Annotated in this window: 19 protein-coding genes and 1 pseudogene; 13 read left to right on the forward strand and 7 right to left on the reverse strand. The window is 59.4% G+C overall.

The features are described 5' to 3' along the window. The first annotated feature begins 95 nt into the window (after positions 1 to 95). Positions 96 to 284, forward strand: a complete 189-nt coding sequence (locus tag ACLFKU_RS36415) for a hypothetical protein (protein ID WP_410852385.1) — start codon at positions 96 to 98, stop codon at positions 282 to 284. A gap of 34 nt (positions 285 to 318) precedes the next feature. On the opposite strand, the gene ACLFKU_RS36420 is transcribed toward ACLFKU_RS36415, so the two are convergent. Next, on the reverse strand, positions 319 to 864 hold the full coding sequence (locus tag ACLFKU_RS36420) for a Cache 3/Cache 2 fusion domain-containing protein (RefSeq protein WP_410852386.1): 546 nt from the start codon (positions 862 to 864) through the stop codon (positions 319 to 321). Positions 865 to 2,132: 1,268 nt separating this feature from the next. Here ACLFKU_RS36420 and ACLFKU_RS36425 point away from each other — a divergent pair. The 4 genes from ACLFKU_RS36425 (at position 2,133) to ACLFKU_RS36440 (ending at position 5,741) form a co-directional block, all read left to right on the forward strand. Continuing rightward, on the forward strand, positions 2,133 to 2,645 hold the full coding sequence (locus tag ACLFKU_RS36425; RefSeq protein WP_410852387.1) for a DUF3455 domain-containing protein: 513 nt from the start codon (positions 2,133 to 2,135) through the stop codon (positions 2,643 to 2,645). Between the two features lie 114 nt (positions 2,646 to 2,759). After that, positions 2,760 to 2,978: a hypothetical protein gene (locus ACLFKU_RS36430; protein ID WP_410852388.1), complete on the forward strand. Its 219-nt coding sequence runs from the start codon at positions 2,760 to 2,762 to the stop codon at positions 2,976 to 2,978. Positions 2,979 to 3,457: 479 nt separating this feature from the next. Beyond that, positions 3,458 to 4,987: a CHAD domain-containing protein gene (locus tag ACLFKU_RS36435; protein WP_410852389.1), complete on the forward strand. Its 1,530-nt coding sequence runs from the start codon at positions 3,458 to 3,460 to the stop codon at positions 4,985 to 4,987. A gap of 580 nt (positions 4,988 to 5,567) precedes the next feature. Beyond that, a complete protein-coding gene (locus ACLFKU_RS36440; RefSeq protein WP_410852404.1) occupies positions 5,568 to 5,741 on the forward strand; it encodes a DUF2905 domain-containing protein in 174 nt (57 codons plus the stop codon). 480 nt (positions 5,742 to 6,221) lie between these two features. Here ACLFKU_RS36440 and ACLFKU_RS36445 read toward each other — a convergent pair whose 3' ends face one another. After that, positions 6,222 to 7,511: an LssY C-terminal domain-containing protein gene (locus tag ACLFKU_RS36445; protein ID WP_410852390.1), complete on the reverse strand. Its 1,290-nt coding sequence runs from the start codon at positions 7,509 to 7,511 to the stop codon at positions 6,222 to 6,224. Positions 7,512 to 8,054: 543 nt separating this feature from the next. On the opposite strand from ACLFKU_RS36445, the gene ACLFKU_RS36450 reads away from it, so the two are divergent. From ACLFKU_RS36450 to ACLFKU_RS36470, 5 genes are all read left to right on the forward strand, one after another. Then, positions 8,055 to 8,936 carry an NmrA family NAD(P)-binding protein gene (locus tag ACLFKU_RS36450; RefSeq protein ID WP_410852391.1) on the forward strand — a complete coding sequence of 294 codons (882 nt, stop codon included), beginning with the start codon at positions 8,055 to 8,057 and terminating at the stop codon, positions 8,934 to 8,936. A gap of 31 nt (positions 8,937 to 8,967) precedes the next feature. Then, positions 8,968 to 9,342, forward strand: coding sequence for a hypothetical protein (locus tag ACLFKU_RS36455; protein ID WP_410852392.1), 375 nt, complete (start codon positions 8,968 to 8,970; stop codon positions 9,340 to 9,342). Between the two features lie 72 nt (positions 9,343 to 9,414). After that, the gene (locus tag ACLFKU_RS36460; RefSeq protein ID WP_410852393.1) at positions 9,415 to 10,128 is read left to right on the forward strand and encodes an SDR family oxidoreductase; all 714 of its coding nucleotides are present in this window, start codon (positions 9,415 to 9,417) and stop codon (positions 10,126 to 10,128) included. 138 nt (positions 10,129 to 10,266) lie between these two features. Further along, positions 10,267 to 10,707: a MarR family winged helix-turn-helix transcriptional regulator gene (locus ACLFKU_RS36465; RefSeq protein ID WP_410852394.1), complete on the forward strand. Its 441-nt coding sequence runs from the start codon at positions 10,267 to 10,269 to the stop codon at positions 10,705 to 10,707. Positions 10,708 to 10,791: 84 nt separating this feature from the next. Continuing rightward, positions 10,792 to 11,433: an HD domain-containing protein gene (locus ACLFKU_RS36470; RefSeq protein WP_410852395.1), complete on the forward strand. Its 642-nt coding sequence runs from the start codon at positions 10,792 to 10,794 to the stop codon at positions 11,431 to 11,433. Positions 11,434 to 11,763: 330 nt separating this feature from the next. On the opposite strand, the gene ACLFKU_RS36475 is transcribed toward ACLFKU_RS36470, so the two are convergent. Next, on the reverse strand, positions 11,764 to 12,390 hold the full coding sequence (locus ACLFKU_RS36475) for a tyrosine-type recombinase/integrase (protein WP_410852396.1): 627 nt from the start codon (positions 12,388 to 12,390) through the stop codon (positions 11,764 to 11,766). A gap of 143 nt (positions 12,391 to 12,533) precedes the next feature. Further along, positions 12,534 to 13,781, reverse strand: coding sequence for an aminotransferase class I/II-fold pyridoxal phosphate-dependent enzyme (locus tag ACLFKU_RS36480; RefSeq protein ID WP_410852397.1), 1,248 nt, complete (start codon positions 13,779 to 13,781; stop codon positions 12,534 to 12,536). 388 nt (positions 13,782 to 14,169) lie between these two features. Here ACLFKU_RS36480 and ACLFKU_RS36485 point away from each other — a divergent pair, with 388 nt between their 5' ends. Both ACLFKU_RS36485 and ACLFKU_RS36490 read left to right on the forward strand, forming a co-directional pair. After that, positions 14,170 to 14,568: a hypothetical protein gene (locus ACLFKU_RS36485; RefSeq protein ID WP_410852398.1), complete on the forward strand. Its 399-nt coding sequence runs from the start codon at positions 14,170 to 14,172 to the stop codon at positions 14,566 to 14,568. Continuing rightward, complete coding sequence (locus tag ACLFKU_RS36490; protein WP_410852399.1) at positions 14,561 to 17,485, forward strand: AAA family ATPase; 2,925 nt, start codon at positions 14,561 to 14,563, stop codon at positions 17,483 to 17,485. The genes ACLFKU_RS36485 and ACLFKU_RS36490 overlap by 8 nt, the downstream gene beginning before the upstream one ends. 79 nt (positions 17,486 to 17,564) lie before the next feature. Here the strand turns inward: ACLFKU_RS36490 and ACLFKU_RS36495 are convergent, their stop codons facing one another. The 3 genes and pseudogenes from ACLFKU_RS36495 to ACLFKU_RS36505 all read right to left on the reverse strand — a co-directional run. Further along, positions 17,565 to 18,815 (reverse strand): ABC transporter substrate-binding protein, encoded by a 1,251-nt coding sequence (locus ACLFKU_RS36495; protein WP_410852405.1) that lies wholly within the window; start codon positions 18,813 to 18,815, stop codon positions 17,565 to 17,567. 212 nt (positions 18,816 to 19,027) lie between these two features. Then, a complete protein-coding gene (locus ACLFKU_RS36500) occupies positions 19,028 to 19,339 on the reverse strand; it encodes a hypothetical protein (RefSeq protein ID WP_410852400.1) in 312 nt (103 codons plus the stop codon). A gap of 869 nt (positions 19,340 to 20,208) precedes the next feature. Continuing rightward, a pseudogene (locus ACLFKU_RS36505) lies at positions 20,209 to 21,330 on the reverse strand (IS1182 family transposase); the annotation flags it as partial. Positions 21,331 to 21,550: 220 nt separating this feature from the next. On the opposite strand from ACLFKU_RS36505, the gene ACLFKU_RS36510 reads away from it, so the two are divergent. Further along, entirely contained in the window at positions 21,551 to 21,814 is a 264-nt protein-coding gene (locus ACLFKU_RS36510; RefSeq protein WP_410852401.1) for a hypothetical protein, read from the forward strand. Positions 21,815 to 22,051: the final 237 nt, after the last annotated feature.

The following is a 22,051-nucleotide window of genomic DNA, read 5'->3' on the forward strand; positions in this document are numbered from 1 at the left end:
GGCCACCGAGCCAAGGGGCCGGCCCCGGGCCTGAGCGCGCTGGCCGCAGGCAATGCGGTCATGCCGACGGAGCAGCGGAAGCGCGCGGGCGGTAAATGACAGTGACTGTCGAATGGATCGCGACAGCACTGCTCAACCTTGCCGATATTCTTGATTATGTGCGCGAACAAAGCCCGCTGCGGGACGACAGCTCGCGAGCGGAAATCCAGGCCCAAGCCTGCCGCATTCCCGCCGCCCCGAAGCTGTACCGCGTTGGCCGCGTGCGCGACGCGCGCGAGGTGTGAGGTAGAACCGCGAAGCGTGACGGCTTGCGCGCGCTCACTGCGCTTTTGGATAGCCTACGTAGTAGATACCAATGACGGTCCCGCTGGAATCGTGTATCGGTTCATAACCCGTCACGTAGGGGTTGCCAAGAATTTCAGCATCACCATAGTAGGCACCGCCGCTGCGAATGGCGGAAATTGCCTTGCCCTTCGGATCGAGGACAGTCCCGATGGCCCTTGATCCGTCGGTTTTCTGCACGTTTGTTGCGACACGAACGAAGTCATCGCCGCTTTTCACGAATAACGTCGCGGTGCCGCCCATCGCCTGCTTGACCTCATCGACCACGGCGAAGTTGTTATTCATCTTCGTTGCACCAAAGTACAACGCTGGCACCTGCTTTCCGGCAACAGAGTCCTCGCCTTTTACGACCGGTGCGCCCAATTCCGCCGTCTTACTCTTAAGCAAAGTCATGGCTTGTTTGACGGATTCTGGTGATTGTGCTCGACTACTCGTAGGGAATAAAAAAACGGACGATCCCATTAAGCAAAGTGCCACAAGAATAATGCGCCAAAGAAAACTGCCAATTGTCCTGTTTTCCATGATGTCGCTCTCCAGTTGGAGTTACGGATCCCGCGAAGCGGAGACCTACCCATGACGGCCGGGCAAGCTATTTAGTGCTCGAAGTTTTCAAAACCGTTTGATCTATATCAGTCCATGTCAACCGTAGTTGAAATTTACTTTGGCGATTGGGGATGTTTGTATTTCGGCGCTTACAGGTTGTACTGTTGCGACGTCTGGCGGGGTTCGGGTCAGCTCAGCCGACCCAACTGGGAAAATAGATATTGAGCGACGCTTATATTAGGAGAAGTCAGGTTTGGCAGTCGCGCGCAGCTTTGCGTGGGGCGGCAAGTGCCGTCTGCTCATACGCGATTGGCCGGTGGATCTTTGCGAGCGGCCACTGACATTGTGCCGAGTTGATAGGCAGTTGTGACCGGGTCCGTCAGTTCGGGCGACGGTCGCCGCAGACGAACGACGCTGGAACTGCGATCTTCGGCAACCGGACAGTTGCTGCCCTGCGGCATTTTCACCACGCGGTCACGCGAGCAGGCGCTTCGGATCATGCAACCGACGTTCTTGCCCGGCGGGCATTCGACTGGCTCGCCCGCTGCAATGCATCGAAGTCAACATACTTGACGTGGATCAACCAGCGCTTCGAACAGGAGCGTAGCGTGGGTGGGAACCTTCATGGAAGCGCTCTTAGGAGAGTTCATCATGTTCTCGCCCTCGCACGCGTTTGCGCCCCATGTTCACCGGGATTTGCGGCGGCCGGTGATTTCGCGGGAAGAGAAACGCACATTTCGCGCAATGCGCGACGGATTCATGTTGACGGCCATACCGCCAACGAGCATTCGATTGACAAGCTCGCGCCTTTAATCCTCGACCAAATTCCTTCGACATCTATCCAGTCGAAAAGAACGCGCACACCTCGCATGCTCATTCTGATGGTCTTGTTTTTGATCAGCGTAACTTCAGCTCATGTGGACACAGGCGACGGCAGCGACCGGCACCGTGGGCTGCACCGGGTTCTGAAACTAGTCGATGGGGAAGGTAAGTCCGTCGGGCGCCTTGCGTCTTGTGGAAGGCTACGTCGGAACCTTTCTCAAGACAAATGGAGCCCTTCGGAGCAAGAGTCGGATAACGTGTTAGAGCGAATCTTAAAAGAGCCCGAGGCTGCGCTTCTCCAAGCAGCCGTTCTCTGACCGTCCGACGTCGCACGCGACCGGGAATACGACCCGTAGCGGTTCCTTGGCCAATGTTTCTGTCGGCAATCGCTCCGCGTTGTGCTCCATCTCTCAATGGTGAGAACCATGTTCAAGAATCTTTTGCACTTTGGCTTTGTGACGGCCATTCTATCGATGCTAGCGGCGTGTGCGACGGAGCCAGCAGGTCCAGCCAGTTCTTCCATCGACCCGCCTCAGGCCGAGCGCGTGATGACGCTGGTAGCGTCTGGCGTGCAGACTTATTCGTGTGAGTTCGACGCGCAGCATCATCTGGGCTGGGTGTTCAGGAGCCCACAAGCGACGCTGTACGATGCGAGGGGCCAGGCGGCAGTCTGGCACGTCGCCGGACCGACCTGGGGGGCGCAAGATGGAAGCCGGATTGAAGGGCGGCTGCTTGCGCAGCGTGCCAGCGAAACGCCGGCGAGCATACCGCAACTCTTGCTCGAAACCCATAGCACGTCCGGCGTCGGCATGCTGTCGGTTGTCCGGTATGTGCAGCGAGTGCACACCGTTGGAGGATTGATGCCGACCGCACCGTGTTTGACGGAACACGAAAACGGTAGCTCGCCCTATTTTGCGAATTACGTTTTCTACCGGTAGTGGCACGCGCTTTTTGCGTTGCCGTTTTCGTTATACCGAAGGGAACCCAGCTCTTTTGACCGCTTCACCGCGCGAATGGCCGTTCCAGCTTGCAACCGGCCTATAGCCCTTGCATTGGCTCGAAAGGCGGTTGTCGGTCGGCTGCTGCCCGAGGCGGTCGATCTTTGGCCGACCGCGCCCGCCGATCTCCGTTGGGCCGGGGTTGGCCAGCACTACGGCATGTTTGGCATGTTCGGCGACAGCAACTTCTTTCCGACGGTTGGGGAGGCGGTAAGCCGATACCTGGAAACGCATCGGGTCGAGTGGCACGACTGGGAAGACGAAGCAGTCTAAGGCAGTTACGAAGGCGGCCCGTGCGTTTGATGCGGTTCGGTCAGGAGGCGACGTCCACTTCGGGCATATGAACCTAGGTCGCGTTCCCAACCCGGAAGCGGTGATCGGGTATTCGGGAGCGCGTTGCGGGCGATGCCGGCATACGGGCATCAGTTAGGCAATGACGGGTTAGAAACTGGTCCGTCGCTCTGAACCACCGATAACACCCAAGCGTATCGTGATATCGGATCGGCACACGACTATTGCCGCCATGCGTGGCCCAAAGAATCAATGGTGAGGGAAACGTCGACGCAGCGTCGGCTGTCAAATTCCCGCATCGACACAAGCCGTATTGGCTACCCGATAGCTCTAAAAATGGTTGGCGATGATCTCCGGGACACAACCCAGACGGTATCGCGATTCGGCTCCGGTCCCGTGGTTCGGACCGAAATTTGCTCTTTTTGATCATCCGATTTCGCGGCGCGCCGAGGGAGACAACTATGGAACGCGAGTTAAAGCTACGCATCGCCCCCGAGGATCTTGACAGACTTCGTCAGGCACCCTTGCTTGCACACAGTCAGGTAGCGGCTGCGCCATCGAAACTCCTGATCAGCACCTATTTCGACACGCCGGATCTGGCCGTACACGGGTGCAAGGCGTCGCTGCGCGTGCGGGCCGATGGACAGCAGCGGATTCAGACCATGAAGCTCGAGGGCGTCGTCGAGGCGGGTGTTTCCGATAGGGACGAGTTCGAAATGCCGGTCAATAGCGACACGCCCGACCTCGCGCTGCTGCAGGACGCGATACCCGCCGACACAGATTGCGGCAAGCTGGTTCGCGATCAGTCCATTGCAGCACAGCTTGCTGCGGTGTTCGTCACCCGCATCAATCGGACCGCAATCTCACTACATCTTCCGCCGGAAGACGAGATCGAAGTGGCGCTCGACGAGGGAACCGTCGACGCGCAAACGGGCTCCATGTCCCTTGTCGCAGTCGAACTCGAACTCAAGCACGGCGAGCCGCAAGCTCTCCATACGGCGGCGCTCGAACTCCTGAAGTCCGTGCCGCTGCGCATCGACCATCGCAGCAAGGCCGATGTCGGTTACGAACTGCTTGTCGCTGAGCACGCTGAAGCTGTAAAGGCGAAGCCCGTGCGCATTGGAAAGGGCGATTCAACTGAGGACGCGTTCTGCGCGATCCTGCATAACTGCCTCGATCAGGTTCACGCCAACGAGCGTGGCGTCGTGTCCGGTCACGATCCGTCGTGCGTGCATCAGATGCGGGTGGGGCTTCGGCGTTTGCGCTCGGCGCTGGACCTGTTCGCCAAGGTGATTCCCGCCTATACCGGACTTGATGACGAACTGCGGTGGATCGCGGCGGAACTCGGCGCCGCGCGCGATTGGGAAGTCTTGGCGGGGGCCACGCTCGATCGCGCGGGCGCGGACGGCAACGCGGACGAACTGGAGCCGGTGCGGCAGGCCTGCGCGCAGAACGCGGTCGATAACCGCAAGCGTGCGGCGGCCGCGGTCGAATCGGTTCGCTACACGCGGCTGGTGCTGGAACTCACGCTGTGGCTAGGCGGCAAAAAATGGCGCGAGGGGATGGCCGCCGAACAGCGCACGGCGATCGACAGCCCCGCGAGGCAGATTGGCGCTAAAGTGCTGGCCAGTCGGCACCGCAAGCTGATCAAGCGTGGCAAGCGGCTTGCTGACCTCGATGATCACCGTCGGCACCGCGCGCGTATCGCGGCAAAGAAGGTTCGCTACGCGACGGAGTTCTTTGCGTCATTGTCTTCGAAACAGGCCACGCAGCACTACGTAAAAGCGTTGACGGCGCTTCAGGACGACCTCGGCTGGCGTAACGATGCGGTCGTCGCCGATCAGCTTCTGCGGACGGTGTCGAAGAAGTCCCGGGCGGCAGCCCCCGGCGCGGCGTTCGCCCGCGGCTATCTCGCTTCGCGTGTCGCTGCCGACCATCAAGCATTGAAGACCGTATGGAAGCGTTTCAGACGTCTCTCGCCACCGCACTGAATTGGCACAGGATGGGACTAGTGGTCCGATACATGCCGCACATACGGAGCACAGGCTGGGCCCCGGGCGATCGGGGATATCGCCCTTGCAGCCCGGGTTATCGAAACGGGCGAGCGTACGCTAGACCCTATGTCGCCAGATGGTTTTGAACGGCTGGCTGGACGGATACGCGCGCGACAAAAGTATTTCCGTTCGTTGCTACCGATGGTTGTCTCGCTACACCATGTGATAGAAGTGCATAACGTCTCCGAGTCCGGTAAAAGTGCGGCCTCAATGCATGAGTTGATCGCTTGAATGGCATCGATCGCCAAACCCATCGCCATGGCCGTCGGGATTGCTTGCCGACACCCGATTCAAATGCACCCGGTTCAGTCCTTCAGTCGCGCAGATACGGCGTCGGTTCCCGGCGGTTATCGCTTCCCTCCCTGCAATACCGGATCGACTGTGCGCCTGGCGCTTTTCGCGGCTGCCGATGCCGCGCCCGGCGGCTCTGGCAGGTCCACCTGCGTGAGCCTATGATGGCTGGATCGGCTACCGTGAGCGACTGCGCCCATGAACCGTTTCCTAATCCGTCGTTGGCATCCTTTGCATTCTTGCCGGCCTCGGATGGCATTGGCTTGCGCGCATCCCGTTCGGCCGGCTGCCGGGTGACATTCATATCGTTCGCGACGGATTCAATTTCTACTTCCCGATCGTCACGTGCATCGTGATTTCGGCTGTGGTATCCGCGCTGTTCTGGCTATTGCGGCGTTGAGCGCGGTGCGCGTCGGAACTCGACCGTGTCGGGCTCCGCTCGCTGACGCGGGCACGAATACCTGAACGAGTATGGATCTCCGCCGAGATGCAGGAACCTGGGGGAGTCGGTGGTGTCGAGACATCGGGTAGGATCGAATTTCCGGTCGGCCTGAAGCGACATTCGTGGTTACGATCGAGCGGACGTTCAGACGTCGGCTCCGTCACCGGAAAAAGGCCATCCGCTAATCACTACGTCCCGTTCTTTTTCGCCTGCGCGTCGGACTTTCGACAAAGGTCGCTCAGCAACCATCGCGCGACGGTTTCTGGGCGATTCATTCCGTATGGCGCAAACTTGATCTCGCTGCCGTAGTAGACGATTACGCTGCCGCTCATGACGCGAAAGCGACCCTCGCGAATTACGCCGTGCATCCGGCCAGCGTCAGCGCGAGCAACAGCGCGCCTGCACGCATCCGTGCTCGACACATGGTAGGCCGCGCAGTCATGGCTTGCCTCCCGGGGCGACGCGCAGGACCTTGTAAGGCGTGACCCAGGGGAACACTTCGATGTCCGCAAGCGATGTCGGCGTACGGTCAAAGACGAGCACGACGCGGTAGCCATCCGTGAAGTACGGGTCGGTGGTCAGATTTTCGCGCGGTGCGCTTTCCGGCACGGCACCCACGCCATTCACGAGGCCGATTTTCGACAGATTCTGCGAATACGTCATGTCTTCCGTCAGCGCGGTGCGCGCTTCATCGACATCCGGGTCGATCTTGTGCATGGTAAACGTCGACGAGTGCCAGGTGAGACGGATGCCGATATCGCGGCTGACCTGTCCGACCCAGACGGGTTTTCCGTGGTAGCGCATGTTGCTGAGCCACAGACGCATGTGATTGCGCTGGTGAATGTCGCCGCGCGCTTTTTGCAGCGCGAGGGCCTGTGCGTGGCCGAACAGGTAGAGGTCGCTCACGGGGGCGTTGACGTAAGGCTCGCCTGACAGCGCGGCGCTGATCATCCGCCTGATCGCGCCCGACCACTTATCCTCCGTGAGCCTCCACCCGCGGCGAACGAGCGAAGGAAAGGCATCGTCGAGGCCGCCGACGATCAGGAGGTTGAGGGGATCGCCATTCTTCGCGCCGTCTTCGTTCGTCGCGCAGCATGGCAGGGCCTTGAGCGCGGCGCGAAAGCTCTCGTCATCGGCGAAGTTGATGGTGGTCTCGTCAGGATCATCAGCGCGTTGGAAGACCTGGCTGCGCTTGTAGTCGGGCTCGAACCCGGGCACAACCGCGAAGATCGAAAACGTCCGGGCGCGCCCCCGCGCGACGAGGTCGATCTGCACGAGCTTCGCACCCTGGTTAAGGTTGGTCAGAACAAACCCTGATACCGTCTCTCCGGGACGGACGGGGTTATGGAAGGCGAGCGCTCGAAAGCGGCTGTCCAGTTCCGCCTGCTGTTCGCGCGAAGCGTTACCCGCGAATGCTTCAGCCGCCTCCGACGCGGGAAAGAAGCTCGGGTCCAGGCCCGACGACAGAAGAAAGTAGTTGCTGTCCTCGCGATTGCGGACTTCGATCCAGACGGGCTGAATCCTCCTTTCCGCAAGCGGGACGCCATAGACGGCTGCACTCTCCGCCGGCGAAAGCACGGCTGTCGAAACCTCCACGCCGCCCTCGATGCGTGTCACGGCGCGGTTCTGGTACAGCGGCACTGCAACATTGGGGAGCGTTGCGGTACAGCCCGCCAGCACGAAGCTGACGAAAACGACAGCCTGCACCGGCATCACGATGCGCTTCATCAAGACGCCCCTTCGCCGTGATCGGGGGATGTAGCCTTACGCAAGGGGCGACAGTGCGCCCGCTATGTGCAGCGAAAAGTGCTGTTTGTCGCGCGCTTGCGGAATGCACGCGATGTACTGCCCAGTTTAGGTGATTGGGGGGCCGCACCAGTCATGTTTAGCGTGATGGCTGGCGAGGCTCGGTGACTGGTCAAACGACAGCGACCCACGGACCATGAAAGTCCGAAACCTGCGCAGAGCGGTATTACTTGGCGATGACCAGCGCGATCGGCAATTTGCGGTTTGCATCTGGTACGAAACTGCGGGCAGATCGAACACTCGGGGCCCTTACTGATGATCTCCAGCGCCCTCGCCACACCACAGGAAATCACTTCGTCGAATCGCTCTGTCCCGTCTCTTCTCAAGTGACGCTAGCAAGGCCGTCAGCCAAACCGAAAGTGCTGCTATCCGGGGGCACGCCAAAAAAACTTGACCATACGAGCATATGCTCCTACTCTTAACTTCAAGAGAGCATATGCTCTCATTTTCGAACGGAGCGAAGCGATGAACGAAGCTGAGATTCTTGTGAGCGGTGCGACCGGACGCACCGGCGGTATTGCCATTGACGAACTGCTCAGGATGCACAAACGCGTGCGGGCCTATGTGCGCACAGATGACGATCGGGCGGCCGCCCTGAGGCAGCGCGGTGTCGATATCGCGGTCGGGGACTTCACCGACATCGATGACATTCGAGCAGCGATGGAAGGCATCCGATCGGCGTATTTCCTTCATCCGATCGCGCCGGGAATCATTGGGGCCGCGGCCTATTTCGCGCAGGCAGCAAAGGAAGCGGGCGTCACGGCGATCGTCAACATGTCGCAGGTTTCGGCACGCCGGGAGTCGATGAGCCACGCAGCACAGGATCACTGGGTTTCCGAGCAGGTCTTCGATTGGTCGGGTGTCGCGACTACGCATTTGCGCCCGACCTTCTTTGCCGACTGGCTCGTCTATCCGCATTTTGCGCGGGAGATATGGGCCACGAAGAAGATCGAATTTCCGTTTGGCAATGGCCGTCACGCGCCCATCGCCAGCGACGATCAGGGACGCGTGATCGCCCACATCCTCGCCAACCCCGAAGGCCACGAGGGCAAGACCTACACGCTCCACGGCCCCGTCGAGATGAGCCATGTCGAGATCGCAGCCGAGATGAGCGAGGTTCTCGGTACCCGGATCGAATACGCGCCGACTTCCATCGAGGAATTCCGGATCAAGATGGAAACCCTCTACAAGTTTCCGCCGTTCCTCACGCAGCATCTGGTCGAAGTCGCGCAGAACTACCGCGACGGCATCTTCTCAGGCACCAACGATGCCGTCGAGAAGATCACCGGAAAGCCGCCGCTCTCGGTCCAGCAGTTTGTCGCCAAAAATCGGACCGCATTCGTGTGAACACGTCCTTGAAGCGAAACGAGGTTTGAAAATGTCACTCACCCAAGATGAGCGTCACCCGTTTCTCGATGATCTGACGGCTGACGCGGTACTCGTCAGCTCAGTATTGCGCGCTCCTGTAATCGGGCGCGACGAAATCCGGTCGGCCGTCGAGACCGTCGGAACCTTCTACGTCTCACAGACGCCCACGTTTCTTCATACCGTCGGCTCGCGGCTTCTTCTTGAATATGAGGCTGTTCTCACGAGCGGCGAGAAGTTGAACGCGGTCGTGGTCGTCGATCGGAACGCCGACGGATCGGTGCCGCGGGTCAGCGTGCGCATGAGCCCGCTTGGCGCCGTACTGACTCTCGCGACCCATCTGCGGGAGGCGCTTTCGAAGCAGTTGCCGGAACGCGTCTTTCTTTGAACCAGGCAGCCGCGCGCTCGTGGATGGAGTCGATTCTCCTCCGGTATGCGGCTTTTGAAAAAGGAGCTTGTCATGGATATCAAGAACGCCGCCGTCTTCATCACGGGTGCCAATCGCGGCCTGGGCCTCGCTTTTGCACGCGAGGCGCTTCGGCGCGGCGCGGCGAAAGTGTACGCGGGTATGCGCAACACGAGCGGTTTCGACGAGCCGGGCATTGTGCCGGTCAGGATCGATGTCACGGATCCGGCGTCGATTGCCGAGGCGGCGAAACTGGCGGCCGACACGAGTCTGCTGATCAACAACGCCGGCATTGCCGCTCTGATCGACGGGCCTCTGGCGGCCGACGTGCAAGCGCAGTCCGCCCGCCTGTTCGATACCAACTACTACGGCGTGGTGCGCGTCACACAGGCCTTCGAACAGATCCTGGCGGCCCAGCCGCATGCTGCGATCATCAACGTGCTTTCCGACATCGTGTGGCTCCCGCGGCCCTATCTGACACCGTATGCCGCGTCGAAGGCCGCAGCCTGGAGTTATACCAATCAGCTTCGCTTTCACCTGCAGGAGCGTGGCATCCAGGTTCTCGGCCTGCACGTCGGGTTCGTGGATACCGATCTGACCAACGGCATTGACGTGCCGAAAGCCAGTCCCGAGGACGTCGTGCGACAGACCTACGACGCGCTCGCCGCCGGCAAGAGCGAGGTCATGGCCGACAAAGGGACAGCGGTGCTGAAGAGCACGCTTGCAGCCGAGATACCCGGCTACATCACACCGCCTGCAGGCCTTTGAGCACCGCAGATGACACCGGCCGGTTTCGGCAGCGAGACATGAGGTGCGCAGGTCGGCGGACGCCAGCGCTGTCGCTCCCGGCTTTCATCGAAAGCTACCGCCGTACCTTCGCGCAATTAACTGAATTCAGGAGTGAAGATGTTGCCCGTTAACCAGCCGCTCGGAATCGATCAATGCAACTGCTTCGCCGTGAGGAAGGCGAGCAGGCAGATCTCCCGACTCTACGATAGCCATCTCGAGCCCGCGGGTCTGCGCATCACACAGTTCCTCACCCTGGCCGCCCTGCACGAGGTGGGAAGTACCCCGGTCAACGCCCTCGCCGAACGGCTCGACATCGAAAGAACGGCGATGGGGAAAATGGTTGGCTTCCTGGAACGCGACGGCTTCGTCACGATCACGCCCTCGCCCACGGACGGCCGAAGCCGCCTTGTCGAACTCACCAAGGAGGGACGGCGCCTGCACGACCGGGCAGCCCCTCTCTGGCAGGAAGCGCAACGGGAGTTCGAGCAACTGAACGGTGTAGACAATGTTACGGCGCTGCGGGAAGGGTTGAGAGGGGTGGTCATCGGCGACGTGTAGATGCGTTCGCCAGAAGACTAGGCCTCCAGATGCATTACGACAACAACATGATTCGTCAAACCAGTAGTCATTCGACGAAGGGCTATGAAATCCCCTGTCACTATCGGAGGCATGACCGCACCGGATTCCGAACTCGCCGGCAAAACGGCGGCCCTCGCCGCGCAGGCTCATTCGGGACCGCTCCTCAATCATGTCCACAGGACATGGTGGTTCGCGGAGTTCATCGGCAGGAAGCGGCAAATGAAGTACGATCGCGAACTGGTTTGTCTCGCATCGCTGCTTCACGATCTGGGTTTGTCGGAGGATCATGCTGCGGATAAGCGCTTCGAAGTCGATGGCGCCGACGCGGCGAGCAGGTTTCTGCATGCCCACGACTGTCCGGAGACGAAAATCGAGATCGTCTGGGACGCCATTGCCCTTCACTCGTCCGCTGAGATTGCCGATCGCAGGGAGCCGGAAGTCGCGCTCGTCCACTTCGGCGCTCATGTCGACGTCAGGGGGCTCAGGATGGACGAGATTTCTTCCCAACTGATCGACGATACCCTCGTGCTCTATCCGCGGCTCGGCTTCAAGAAAGCGTTCACGGAGGCGCTAGCCGAGGTCGCCAGGCAGAAGCCGCACACCGCCATCGGAACCGGTCTGGCCGACATTGGCCGCCGTCTAGTGCCTGGTCTCCACATTCCCAACGTGTGCGACCTCCTGCTTGGGGCAAGCTTCGAAGGCTGAACGTCTCACGTGACGCACAACTCCACCATGGCTGCAGAAGCGGACGCATTCTTCACCGACATCCATGCAATTCAACGCAAGCAACATCGGTTCCTCGCAGGCAGGGACCACGCCAGAGTGAGCACTCCTGGTTTCCATAGTTGATCGAGACCGCCCTTTTGCTAGCGATGTGCGTATTTATGGCCATCAATGGAAAAAGGGAGCATGTGACGCAGTCGATATATGACTGTTTCGCGGTGCTTAACGGACGTTTAGACGTCGAGGAATAGCGACGCGCGAATGGCCCTTCGTGGCCCGGCCGGCAAGCGTCCGCTCGCCGGCCACCAGCTGTCAGACTTCGGTTTGCTCGGCCATCTCGAGCGCGTCATCTACCTCGCTACCAAGATATCGAACTGTGCTCTCGAGCTTCGTATGGCCCAAGAGCATCTGAACCGCGTGCAGGTTCTTCGTGCGTCGATAAATCAACGACGCCTTCGTGCGGCGCATCGTATGCGTGCCGTAGGCCGCGTCGTTCAGTCCGATTGAAGCAACCCACCGATGTACGATGCGAGCATATTGGCGTGTTGAGACGTGCGCTGACGCATGCAGGCGACTAGGGAATAAGTAGTCAAAAGGCTCCAACCCGCGCGCTGAGATCCAGGCCGCGACACTCTGACGAGTTTGCTCCGTAATCTCAAACTGGACGGGTCGTTGTGTCTTCTGCTGCATGAACGTGGCTCGCGCAACTACGTGTCCTCCCATGCAAACGTCCCGGACCTGCAACCGCGTCAAATCGCACGCGCGAAGCTTACTGTCGATCGCGAGATTGAACATCGCCAACTCGCGCGCGTTGGACGACATCTGCAGCCTCGTTCGAATCGCCCAGATTTCCCGAAGCTTCAGCGGAGGCTTCTGGCCGGTCAGCCTCCCCTTGTTCCACGGCACCCGACGAGCGCCAGAAGAATTAAGCGTCTCCATGAATCTGCTCTTCAACGAAGGGAGATCGATTGTGCGCGTGGGGAGTGGGCAATCTTCGGACCCGTTTCCGCCAACGACCATTGCATGATCAAACAGCCGAAATAACGCGCACATCGGGCATTGGAAGGCGCCACAGGAGAAAGCTACGACGCCGCCATTGCACCGATGCTTTCCATTACCGCAATGACATGATCGATTTGCACCTGGGTATGGGCGGCATTCATCATGAAACGCAGCCGTGCTTGACCGAGTGGCACGGCCGGAAACTGGACTGAGTCGACGTGGACACCTTCTTCGCGCAGAACCTTGACGTAACGTGCGCACAGTTCCGTGTCACCGATCAGCACGGGAACGATCGCCGTCTCGGTCGATAGCAACTGGTATCCGAGCGGCCGTATGCGCTCGATGAAATAGCGCTGGTTGTCCCACAGTTTTTGCCGCCGTTGCGGCTCTTCGGCCATCAGGTCGAGCGCAGCCAGCAGAGCGCTAGCCTGGTCCGGCGGCGGCGGGCAGGTAAAACCATAGGCGGAACTGGTAAGCCGGATCACATCAGCTATATCGCGATCGACTGCCACGAACCCGCCAATGGCGCCGAATGCCTTGCTCAACGTGCCCATCTGCATGATATGGGGGCTGTAGCAACCAAAATGTTCCGAGGTGCCGCCGCCATGCTCGCCAAGCACACCGGTAGCATGCGCATCATCGATATACAGGATGGCGCCATAGCGCTCGGCCAGTGCCACCAGGTCCGGCAGGGGGGTAATCGTCCCTTCCATGCTGAACACGCCGTCGCTGACGATGATTGGTGTGGTGCCGTCCCCCGCCTGCAGGAGCGACTCCAGATGATTCATGTCGCAGTGTCGGTAGGTGTGGCGCAGTGCGCCTGACATCTGGATGCCTTCCCGAATGCTGATGTGATTGAACTCATCCGAGTAGTAAGCATATTTGCGGCGAGTCCTGGGGCGGTAACCGTGTAAGCGCGCCAGTGTAGCGGCTTTGACCAGCGTCGAGAGCACGCCGAGATTGGTCATGTAGCCAGTCACGAACAGCACTGCGTCGCTTTTGTGCTTGAGTGCACCCAGGCGTGCCTCGAGTTCGCGATAGACCTCCAGATCGCCGCCCAGAAGCCGCGACTCGCAGTTACCGACGCCATAGCGATCCAGCCCCCGCTTGGCGGCAGTCACCAACCGGGGATGATTCGCCAGCGCCAGATAATTGTTCGAACTGAACGAAAGGTATTGACGCCCATTTGACACGAAGGTGGGATCCGGCAGTGTCGCGTGAACGTCAGATACGTGGTGAATAGTGTGGCTTTCCAGCCATTGCGCGATTTCGCTTAAGTCATGCATGATGTTTTCCGTTTTGGCGCTGCCACAGATCGTGCCGGCCATTGACTGGAAAATCACATTCCTGCGAAGCTGTTCACGAGAGGCGGTCTGTCGCGAAGGCATTGGAGTCTGCCCAGATCGGTACCGGCGCATGCGCTACCATCGCGAAGCGATGGAGCGTACCGTAGCGACCGGGTTCTTGTAAATGCTTTGTGGATAGGCAGCGACTGTGATGCGAGACGGCTCGTTGAATGTAAGATTTTTGTATGCTTCAGAGCGATACTACAGCCGGTTCTGGATTCGTCAGAAGCCGAATAAATCGCCCGTCAATCGCATCGGACGACAAGCCGGGTAAATACAGTTGGTTGCAACCGGCCGACCTTGGTCGATACGCACGGCACAAATATTTTTCCTACCATTGCATGAGGCAGCCGCCTTCTGGAGGCAAACGGTGGGAAGCATTGAAGAGTGGCTGGCATCACTCGGCTTGTCCGAGTATGTCCAAAGCTTTGCCCAGAATGGTATCGATCCCTCGGTCCTCCGCGATCTGACGGACCAGGACCTCAAGGATCTCGGGGTTTTGCTTGGGCATCGCCGCAAAATGTTGCGTGCAATTAACCAGCTTGGCGATAGCCCCGTTGCAATATGTCCAACCGTGGCCGCGCGCTTGCCGCGAGATGACGCGGACCGACGCCAACTCACCGTCATGTTTTGCGATCTGGTCGGCTCGACTGCCCTCTCGAAGCGGCTCGATCCTGAAGACATGCGGAAGATCCTCGCCGCCTATTACCGGGGGTTGCGCGGATGTAGTTTCCAGGGCCGGTGGCGTCATTGCCCAGTACATGGGTGACGGTGTGCTGGCCTATTTTGGTTATCCGCAGGCGCATGAGGACGACGCGGAGCGGGCCGTACGTGCTGGGCTGACGCTCGTGCGAACCATCAGCAATCTCGATTTCGGGATCGACGAAGGTTTGCAGGTGCGGATTGGGATTGCCACCGGCGTGGTGGTAGTCGGTGATCTGAGGGGTGAGGGCGAAGCCCAGGAGCCTGGCGTCGTCGGTGAAACACCCAATCTCGCTTCCCGGCTGCAGACGTTGGCCGAAGTTGGAACAGTGGTGATTTCTACGAGCACACAGCGGCTGACGGCCGGGCTCTTTGACTTTCGCGACCTGGGTCTCGTGAGCGTGAAGGGCTTTGGCGAGGCAGTGCGGGTTTGGCAGGTGCTAGGATCCAGCGGGGTCGAAAGCAGCTCCGAGGCGCTGCATGAGGTCACACTGACGCCGATCGTCGGGCGCGACGAAGAAATCGAGTTGTTGCTCCGCCGATGGCAGCGCGCGAGGAATGGTGAGGGGCAGGTCGTGCTGCTTTCAGGTGAGCCGGGTATCGGAAAGTCTCGGCTGACCACTTATCTTGAAGAGCAGCTTCGATTCGAGCCGCATGACCGCTTGCGGTATTTCTGCTCGCGCCGACATCAGGAGAGCGCCTTCTATCCGTTCATTTCCCAGTTGGAGCATATGGCAGGTCTCCGGCGCGACGACACTGCTGAACAACGCCTCGACAAACTGGAGGCGGTGCTCGGGCTCGGTGCCGACAATCTGGGCGGGGCTGCGGCGCTGGTGGCGGCATTGCTATCGATTCCGACCGACGGTCGATATCCAACACTGAATCTCACACCGCAGCAGTACAAGGAAAGGACTCTTAGGACGATAATTGCCCGGATTAAGGGCCTGGCAATGCGCCAGCCGCTGCTGATACTGTTCGAAGATGCGCATTGGGCCGACCCGAGTTCGCTTGAGGCGCTGGACCATCTTGTCGATCAAATTGCAACGCTGCCTGCCCTGCTGATTGTCAGCTTCCGGCCTGAGTTCTCATCTCGTTGGACCGGTCGTTCAGAGGTGACACTTCTCACCCTCAATCGTCTGCATCCTCGGCAACGAGCCGAGATGATCGAGCGGATAACGCTTGGCAAGGCACTGCCGAGAGAGGTGACGGACCGGATCATTGAGCATACGGATGGAATACCGCTATTTGTCGAAGAATTGACAAGAATGGTGCTTGAGAGCGGCGTATTGCGCGAGCAGGACGGGCGCTACGTGCTCGATGGACCGATGCCGCCACTGGCGATCCCTATGACGCTGCACGCTTCGCTGATGGCGCGTCTCGATCGCTCGTCCCTGGCGCGCGATGTAGCACAAGTCGCCGCTGCGATCGGCCGGCGGTTTTCTTATGAGCTTATCAGCGCGGTCGCGTCGATGCCGAAGGAGCGTCTGGAAGATGCATTGAATCATCTAGTCAATGCCGAACTGGTTTTCCGGCGCGGGGCACCCCCGGATGCGGAATACACCTTCAAGCACGCGCTGGTGCAGGACGCCGCGTACAGTTCCATGCTGCGAGACAGGCGACAGCAGTTGCACGCCCGCATCGCCACGGAGCTCGAGAATCATTTTGCTCACGTAAGGGAGCAACAACCTGAAATCCTGGCCGAACACTGCGCCCAAGCCGGTTTGACGGAAAAGGCGGGGCGGCTGTGGTGGCGTGCCGGTCACATCTCCGCAGAACGCGCCGCACATCGGGAGGCGTCGGTCTTGTTCGAGAAAGCCTTGACTGCCTATGCGGCTCTCCCGTCCTCACCCGACATACTGGGTGAAACCATCGATATCCGATGGGAACTTAACCACTCGCTTTATCCGCTCGGCGAATTGGCACGGGACCGGGAGAATCTGCGGAACGCGAAACATCTGGCTGAAGGACTTGGCGACGAGGTACGCCTATCGCGCGTTCTATCGAGGTTCGCTTTTACGCTCGGTTCGTTAGGCGATCTGGTCGGCGCCGCCGAGGCAGGCGAACGCGCTCTGGCGTTGGCGGAGCGGCGAAGCGACCCCGATGCGAAGGCTTGGGCTTCCATGATGCTGGCAAGGATACGCTATGGCCGCGGAGACTATGAACGCGCGATGGGACATGCGCGACGGGCGCTAGACCTCCTCCATGAAGACCACGGCCTCGGACCCCAGGAGGCCTACGCAAGATTCACGCGCGTCAACGGTCGTATCTGGTTGGTGCTGTGTCTTGCTGAACTCGGCCGATTCGACGAGGCGGCCGTCCTTGGACAGCAGGCGACCGACATGGCACAAGGGATGGACGAGCCAGAGGAGCTGATCTTTGCTGGTCACGGTGTTGGACGGATGCACCTTATTCAAGGCAATCTCGATCTGGCTATCGAGACACTCGAGCCAGCCCTGTCCATGTGCAAGAGCGCGGAGTTTCCAATCTACCTTCCCCGGATAGCGTCGTGTCTGGGAGCGGCGTATGCGTTAATGGGTCGGACCGACGAGGCGCTTTTTCTTCTGGAAGAGGCAGTTCGCCAGGCGGCAGCGAGTAATCTAGCGTTCGGACAGTCGCTAGTGCTCTCGATTTTCGGTCGGGTATGGCAGTGTGCGGGTGGACAGAATGAAGCCCTCGCTCACGCACGTGACGCCATTGACCTTGCTCGAGCCTCCGGCGAACGAGGCAACGAGGCTTGGGCCGCGTGCCTGTTGGGAGATCTTGTCTCGGATGGCATCGCTGCCGCACCTCAGGAAGCTGACAATTACTACCGCATGGCCTTGATGATCGCCCGGGACCTCGGAATGCGGCCTTTGCAAGCACAGTGCCTATATGGCCTGTCTCGGCTGCAAAAGATGGGCGGAGATAAAGCATTGGGCGAGAAAAGTGCAGCGGACGCCACGTCGCTTTGCCGGGAAATGGGCATAAAGCCATTGCCTGGCTGAACATTGTTTCACCTCGCCCCGGTTCGCCGAGAGTCGCTTGCGCGCCGGTTTGCATCAGATTTCGATGACCACAGTCGCATTACTTGCCCAGCGACCGGTTTGCGTTTTCGGCTGCCGCATTCAATGCCGCGGCGGGTTGAGCCTTCCCCAGGTAGACGGCCTGCATGGCATCCGACACGACTTTCGCGGTGTCTTCCCACCCAGTGACAGTCGGTGCGAACCGTGCGTTTGGCAACAATGCGATGAACGCCTTGGTGTCTGGACCATTGAGCGCCGGATCGCTTGCTTCGGCCTTCGTCGTGGGCAGGAAACCTTCCATCTTCGAGAATTCGACGCGCGGGCTCTTTGTAAAGAGGAAGTCGAGAAACTTCCAGGCGCTCTTCTTGACCTTGGAGTTCTTGAACATCATGATCGAATCGGTCACCGCATAAGTGGCCTGCGTCGTTCCCATCGGAATGGGACCAATGCCGTACTTGAGATTCGGCACCTCCTTCGCGATCTGCTTCGACAGGAAAGGCAAGGAGATAACCATCGCTACACGGCCCTGCTTGAACAGGTTCTGAACGCCTTCACGGTTATAGCCGGTGACCCCCGGTTCGGTCAGACCGTCGTCTATCATCGTTTTGTACAGCATTGCGGCTTTCACACCAGCCTGCGAATTGAAAGCAGCCTTGCCGTCCTTGCCGATCACGTCTCCGCCGTAGCTCCAGAGTGCATAATAGAAATAGACATCTGTCTCGATCTCTTTGCCTTGAAGACCAAAGCCGGCGATATGCATCGCTTTCAGCTTCATCGACGCATCGATTACGTCGTTCCAGGTCTTCGGGCCATTCGGATATCCAGCTGTCGCGAGCAGGTCCTTGTTGTAGTACAGCGCGCGTGTCGAAGCAGCGAGCGGCAAGCCATACACCTTGCCTTTGATTTCGCCCGGCGCCAGCATCTGGCCAATGAAGCGGTCCCTGAAGCTGGCGTCCATGTAGGCATCAAGGGGCTCGGTGACGTCGTCGTGAAAGAAATCCAGCAACCAACGGGTAGCGACGATCGCGAGGTCCGAGTTCGCGCCGCCCATTATGTCGGTCTCGAGTTTCTGTTGCAGCGCGTCCCAGTTTACTTCTTCGATCTTGATTGTCGTACCAGGGTTAGCTTTCTCGAACTCGTGAGCCATCTTGTTGAAGTATGGGCCAGTCGCGTCACTGCAGTGTGAGACGGTAATCCGAACCGTCTCGGCCTGTGCCGGTACTGCAATACCTGAAAGCGCAAACGCTACGAAGATCGTGGGTAGCGCGAAAGACACGAAGACTTGCTTGCGCCGGAGATTCAGCGTGCTCATGGATTCGCTCCCGCTCGCGCCCTTGCCCGACAGGCGGGAGCGCTCCTTCCATAGAATAGGTCGAGGCAGCACGCGGCGTCCGCCATTTTCCCGCGCGGGACACGCCGCACGCAATACCTCATCAACGAAGTCGAGCAGCGATGATCTTGACGAAAAACCGATGAACCTGTTGCGCGGCCGGATCGACCGTCCATCATCGGCCAACAGCATGCTCAACCCGCTGGTCGTGAAATGCCACGCGAGCATCGCGTGAAAGTCGTACCACTACCTTTGAACAGTTCCTGTAACCGCGCGGCCTCGCCGTTCTGTTGCGAGCGCGCGAGGTCTTGATAAACTTCGGCGCGGGTCTTTCCGTCACCCACGCTATGTCCGCCGGACATCGAGCTTCCTGAAGGGTCCGGACCTTCCGAATTCATCGCGTCGGGCTGTGCTGCGGTCGCTGGATTTGCAGTGATGTTTTGTGCGCTGGCGTGCCAGGTGCACGCGCACAATAGCCCACCGGCGACGAGTAACACTGTTTTCATGGCGGTCTCCGTAAAGAAGAATGTGGACGCAACGCGCCGTCGCGACGTGCAGAGTCAAGTGCCGGCGCCGTGCCTTGCAGGGACGACAGGCCGCACTTGCTTGCAAGCTGAAAAATCATCGGAGAATGTGCAGCGAGCTCGTGTGTGCGGCAGGTCGGAGCCAGTATGATTTCCGAGCCTCGCTGCGGCTATATCACTTTGGTAATAGACGGCAATGGAGAAACTGGCGCGGTGGTGCGGGAGTGTCTCGCAACGGCTCTCATCAAAGCCAGTCGGACGCCGTCGCCACCCTACACGAGCTTTGGCAACTCGACCCGGCAGCTGCTTCGCGGCACAAAATGCGCTGTCGGGCGGTTTGGAAGTTCCGGCCGTGATGTCGGCGATGTATCCATAGTCACGTGGCACACGCCCCAAGGCGCTCGCTGAAGGACCCGAGATTGCCGGTGTGAAAGGCTCTCCCGCGATCACCGTTCTGCTGTTGCGATTACCGTCGTGCTCGAGGCCCTACGAGATCGGATCGTGTTTTCGCGAAATGTGGTCATGGATGCGACGCCTACGACTGGGTTGATGGGGAAGTCGTTCCACTGTCGGCTACCGGTGGTGATGCACGCGCAAATACGGCGGGCAGTTGCACCCCGGAAGCAGTCATCGAACTTGCGCCAGTCCGAACGGCAGTTGTGGGTCGAGATCGTGTGGAAACGAGATTTCTGCGACTGAGCGCGAGTTCGCCGATCATGTCGATTGAGTTCAATACGAAGCGATCGACCTGATCGAGCCGAGCGCGCGCAACAAAGCCCCCTAGGGGCTTCAGCTTGCGGCCATCCTGATTGCTTTCATCGCTTCTGTAGCGCCAAGTATGTTCACGACCGGCTCGGCCAGTACACCCGCAGATTCATGCCATTCTCAACAGTGTTGAATCGATGAATGGCGCGCTCACCGGCAGGGCATCGATACACATCGTCTTTCGCAAGGTAGACAAAGTCAGCCTTCGTGAAGAGCCCCTTCTTCCGTGATGCGGAGGTCAGTGGCTTTGGGACGTATGCGCTGATGCCGTTCAGATCGCACGCGCGTATCTCCGGGCCGCTGAAGTAACCACGATCAGCCAGCACCTTCAGCTTTGGCGTGGCCATCGCCTTCTTCGCGGACGCCGCCATCCTGCCGAGTTGCCCGTGATCGTTTCCGACGTTGGTCACTTCGTGTGCAACGATCAGGTGGTGCTTCGTGTCCACCGCCACCTGGACGTTGTAGCCGACGATGCCGGAACCCCTGCCGCTTGTTGCCATGGACCTCGCGTCGGGATCCGTCATCGACAGCTGTTTGTCGGGTTGCTTCTGCAGCTGCCTCTTGATCTGCGTGAGCTCACGCATCTCCCGGCGCAAGCTGGCGATCTTCTGGTACAGGCGCACAGTCTTTACAGCGAAACCTGTCGGGCTGGTCCGGTCGGCGGTCTCGATTGCGTCGAGGTATCGCTGGACGCTTTCCTCGATCTGCTGCCGACGCTTGTCGATCTTACCTGTCGTGTAGTTCTTGTCGCGGCTGTTCACAGCCTTGAATCTGCTGCCATCGATTGCCACCATGTCACTGGACAACAGCTTCAGTCCGCGACAGAGTTCGACGAAACGCCGGCATACGTTGCGGATTGCTGCGCCGTTATCGTGGCGGAAGTCGGCGATCGTCTTGAAGTCAGGCGCAAGACGTCCCGTCAGCCACATCAATTCGACATTGCGTTGGCATTCACGCTCAAGACGTCGGCTCGAAGGTACCCGGTTCAGGTAGCCGTAGATATAGATCTTGAGCATCACGCCCGGGTGGTAAGAGGGGCGACCGGTGAGTGCTGGAACGGTCCCGCTGAAACCGAGGTCCTCAAGCTCCAACTCGTCGACAAAGACGTCTATGACCCTGACCGGATTGTCCTGCGCGATGTAGTCATCGACGCATTCGGGCAGTAGTGCAACCTGCTTGCGGTCATCGCCTTCAACGAATCGTTTCATGAGCCACCCGCTCTCAGTGCGTTGATTCAGTTTAGGCGATCAATGCGTTTTCACACGATCTCGGTCGTTCACGGCCTCTCGTTGCCACGCGAAAAGCACGCCGCTCGCTCAACATACGCAATCACCGATCCAGGCACGACGCCGATAGCCACGTCGGTCCCGCCGATGCCCGGCCTTTCTGGCCTAAGATATGGCAAGGGAGCATGCGTGCGGGGGCATCATGAAAGCACTTATCGTTGCTGCGACATTGGCGGCTGGCTGTTCCATCACCTACGCGCAGACTTACCCGCGGGGAGCGCTGGCTGACCAAAGCATGGGGGCTTATAGAGCGCAATGGGAAGCGCAGAAGCAACAGATCGAACTCCAGAACGAACAACTCCAATTACTGAAACAACAGCGCGACCTGGATTTGCTGATGCAGCAGCGCGAACTGAATTCGCTGAGACAACAGCGCCAATTTGACTTGCTCAGACAGAAGCGCTAGATCGCTGTGAGGCGCGGCACACGCCTCAAGATCCGGCTGAGGTGACTCCCGGCCAACAGGAGTCATTCGTCGCGACGATGAATCAGTTGCTCGAACGGCGCCTATGGGGTGGCGGATTCAACCGGTCGATGCAACACAATGAACGCTGCGTGAGCGGCGGGAGTGTTGCAAATGAAGTACAGAACCCGGACCTTTTATAGCGAAAGCCAGAAAGCGTTGATGTGGGAGCGGTGGCGT

The sequence above is a fragment of the Paraburkholderia sp. EG304 genome, from assembly GCF_046543485.1.
GTDB lineage: Bacteria > Pseudomonadota > Gammaproteobacteria > Burkholderiales > Burkholderiaceae > Paraburkholderia > Paraburkholderia youngii.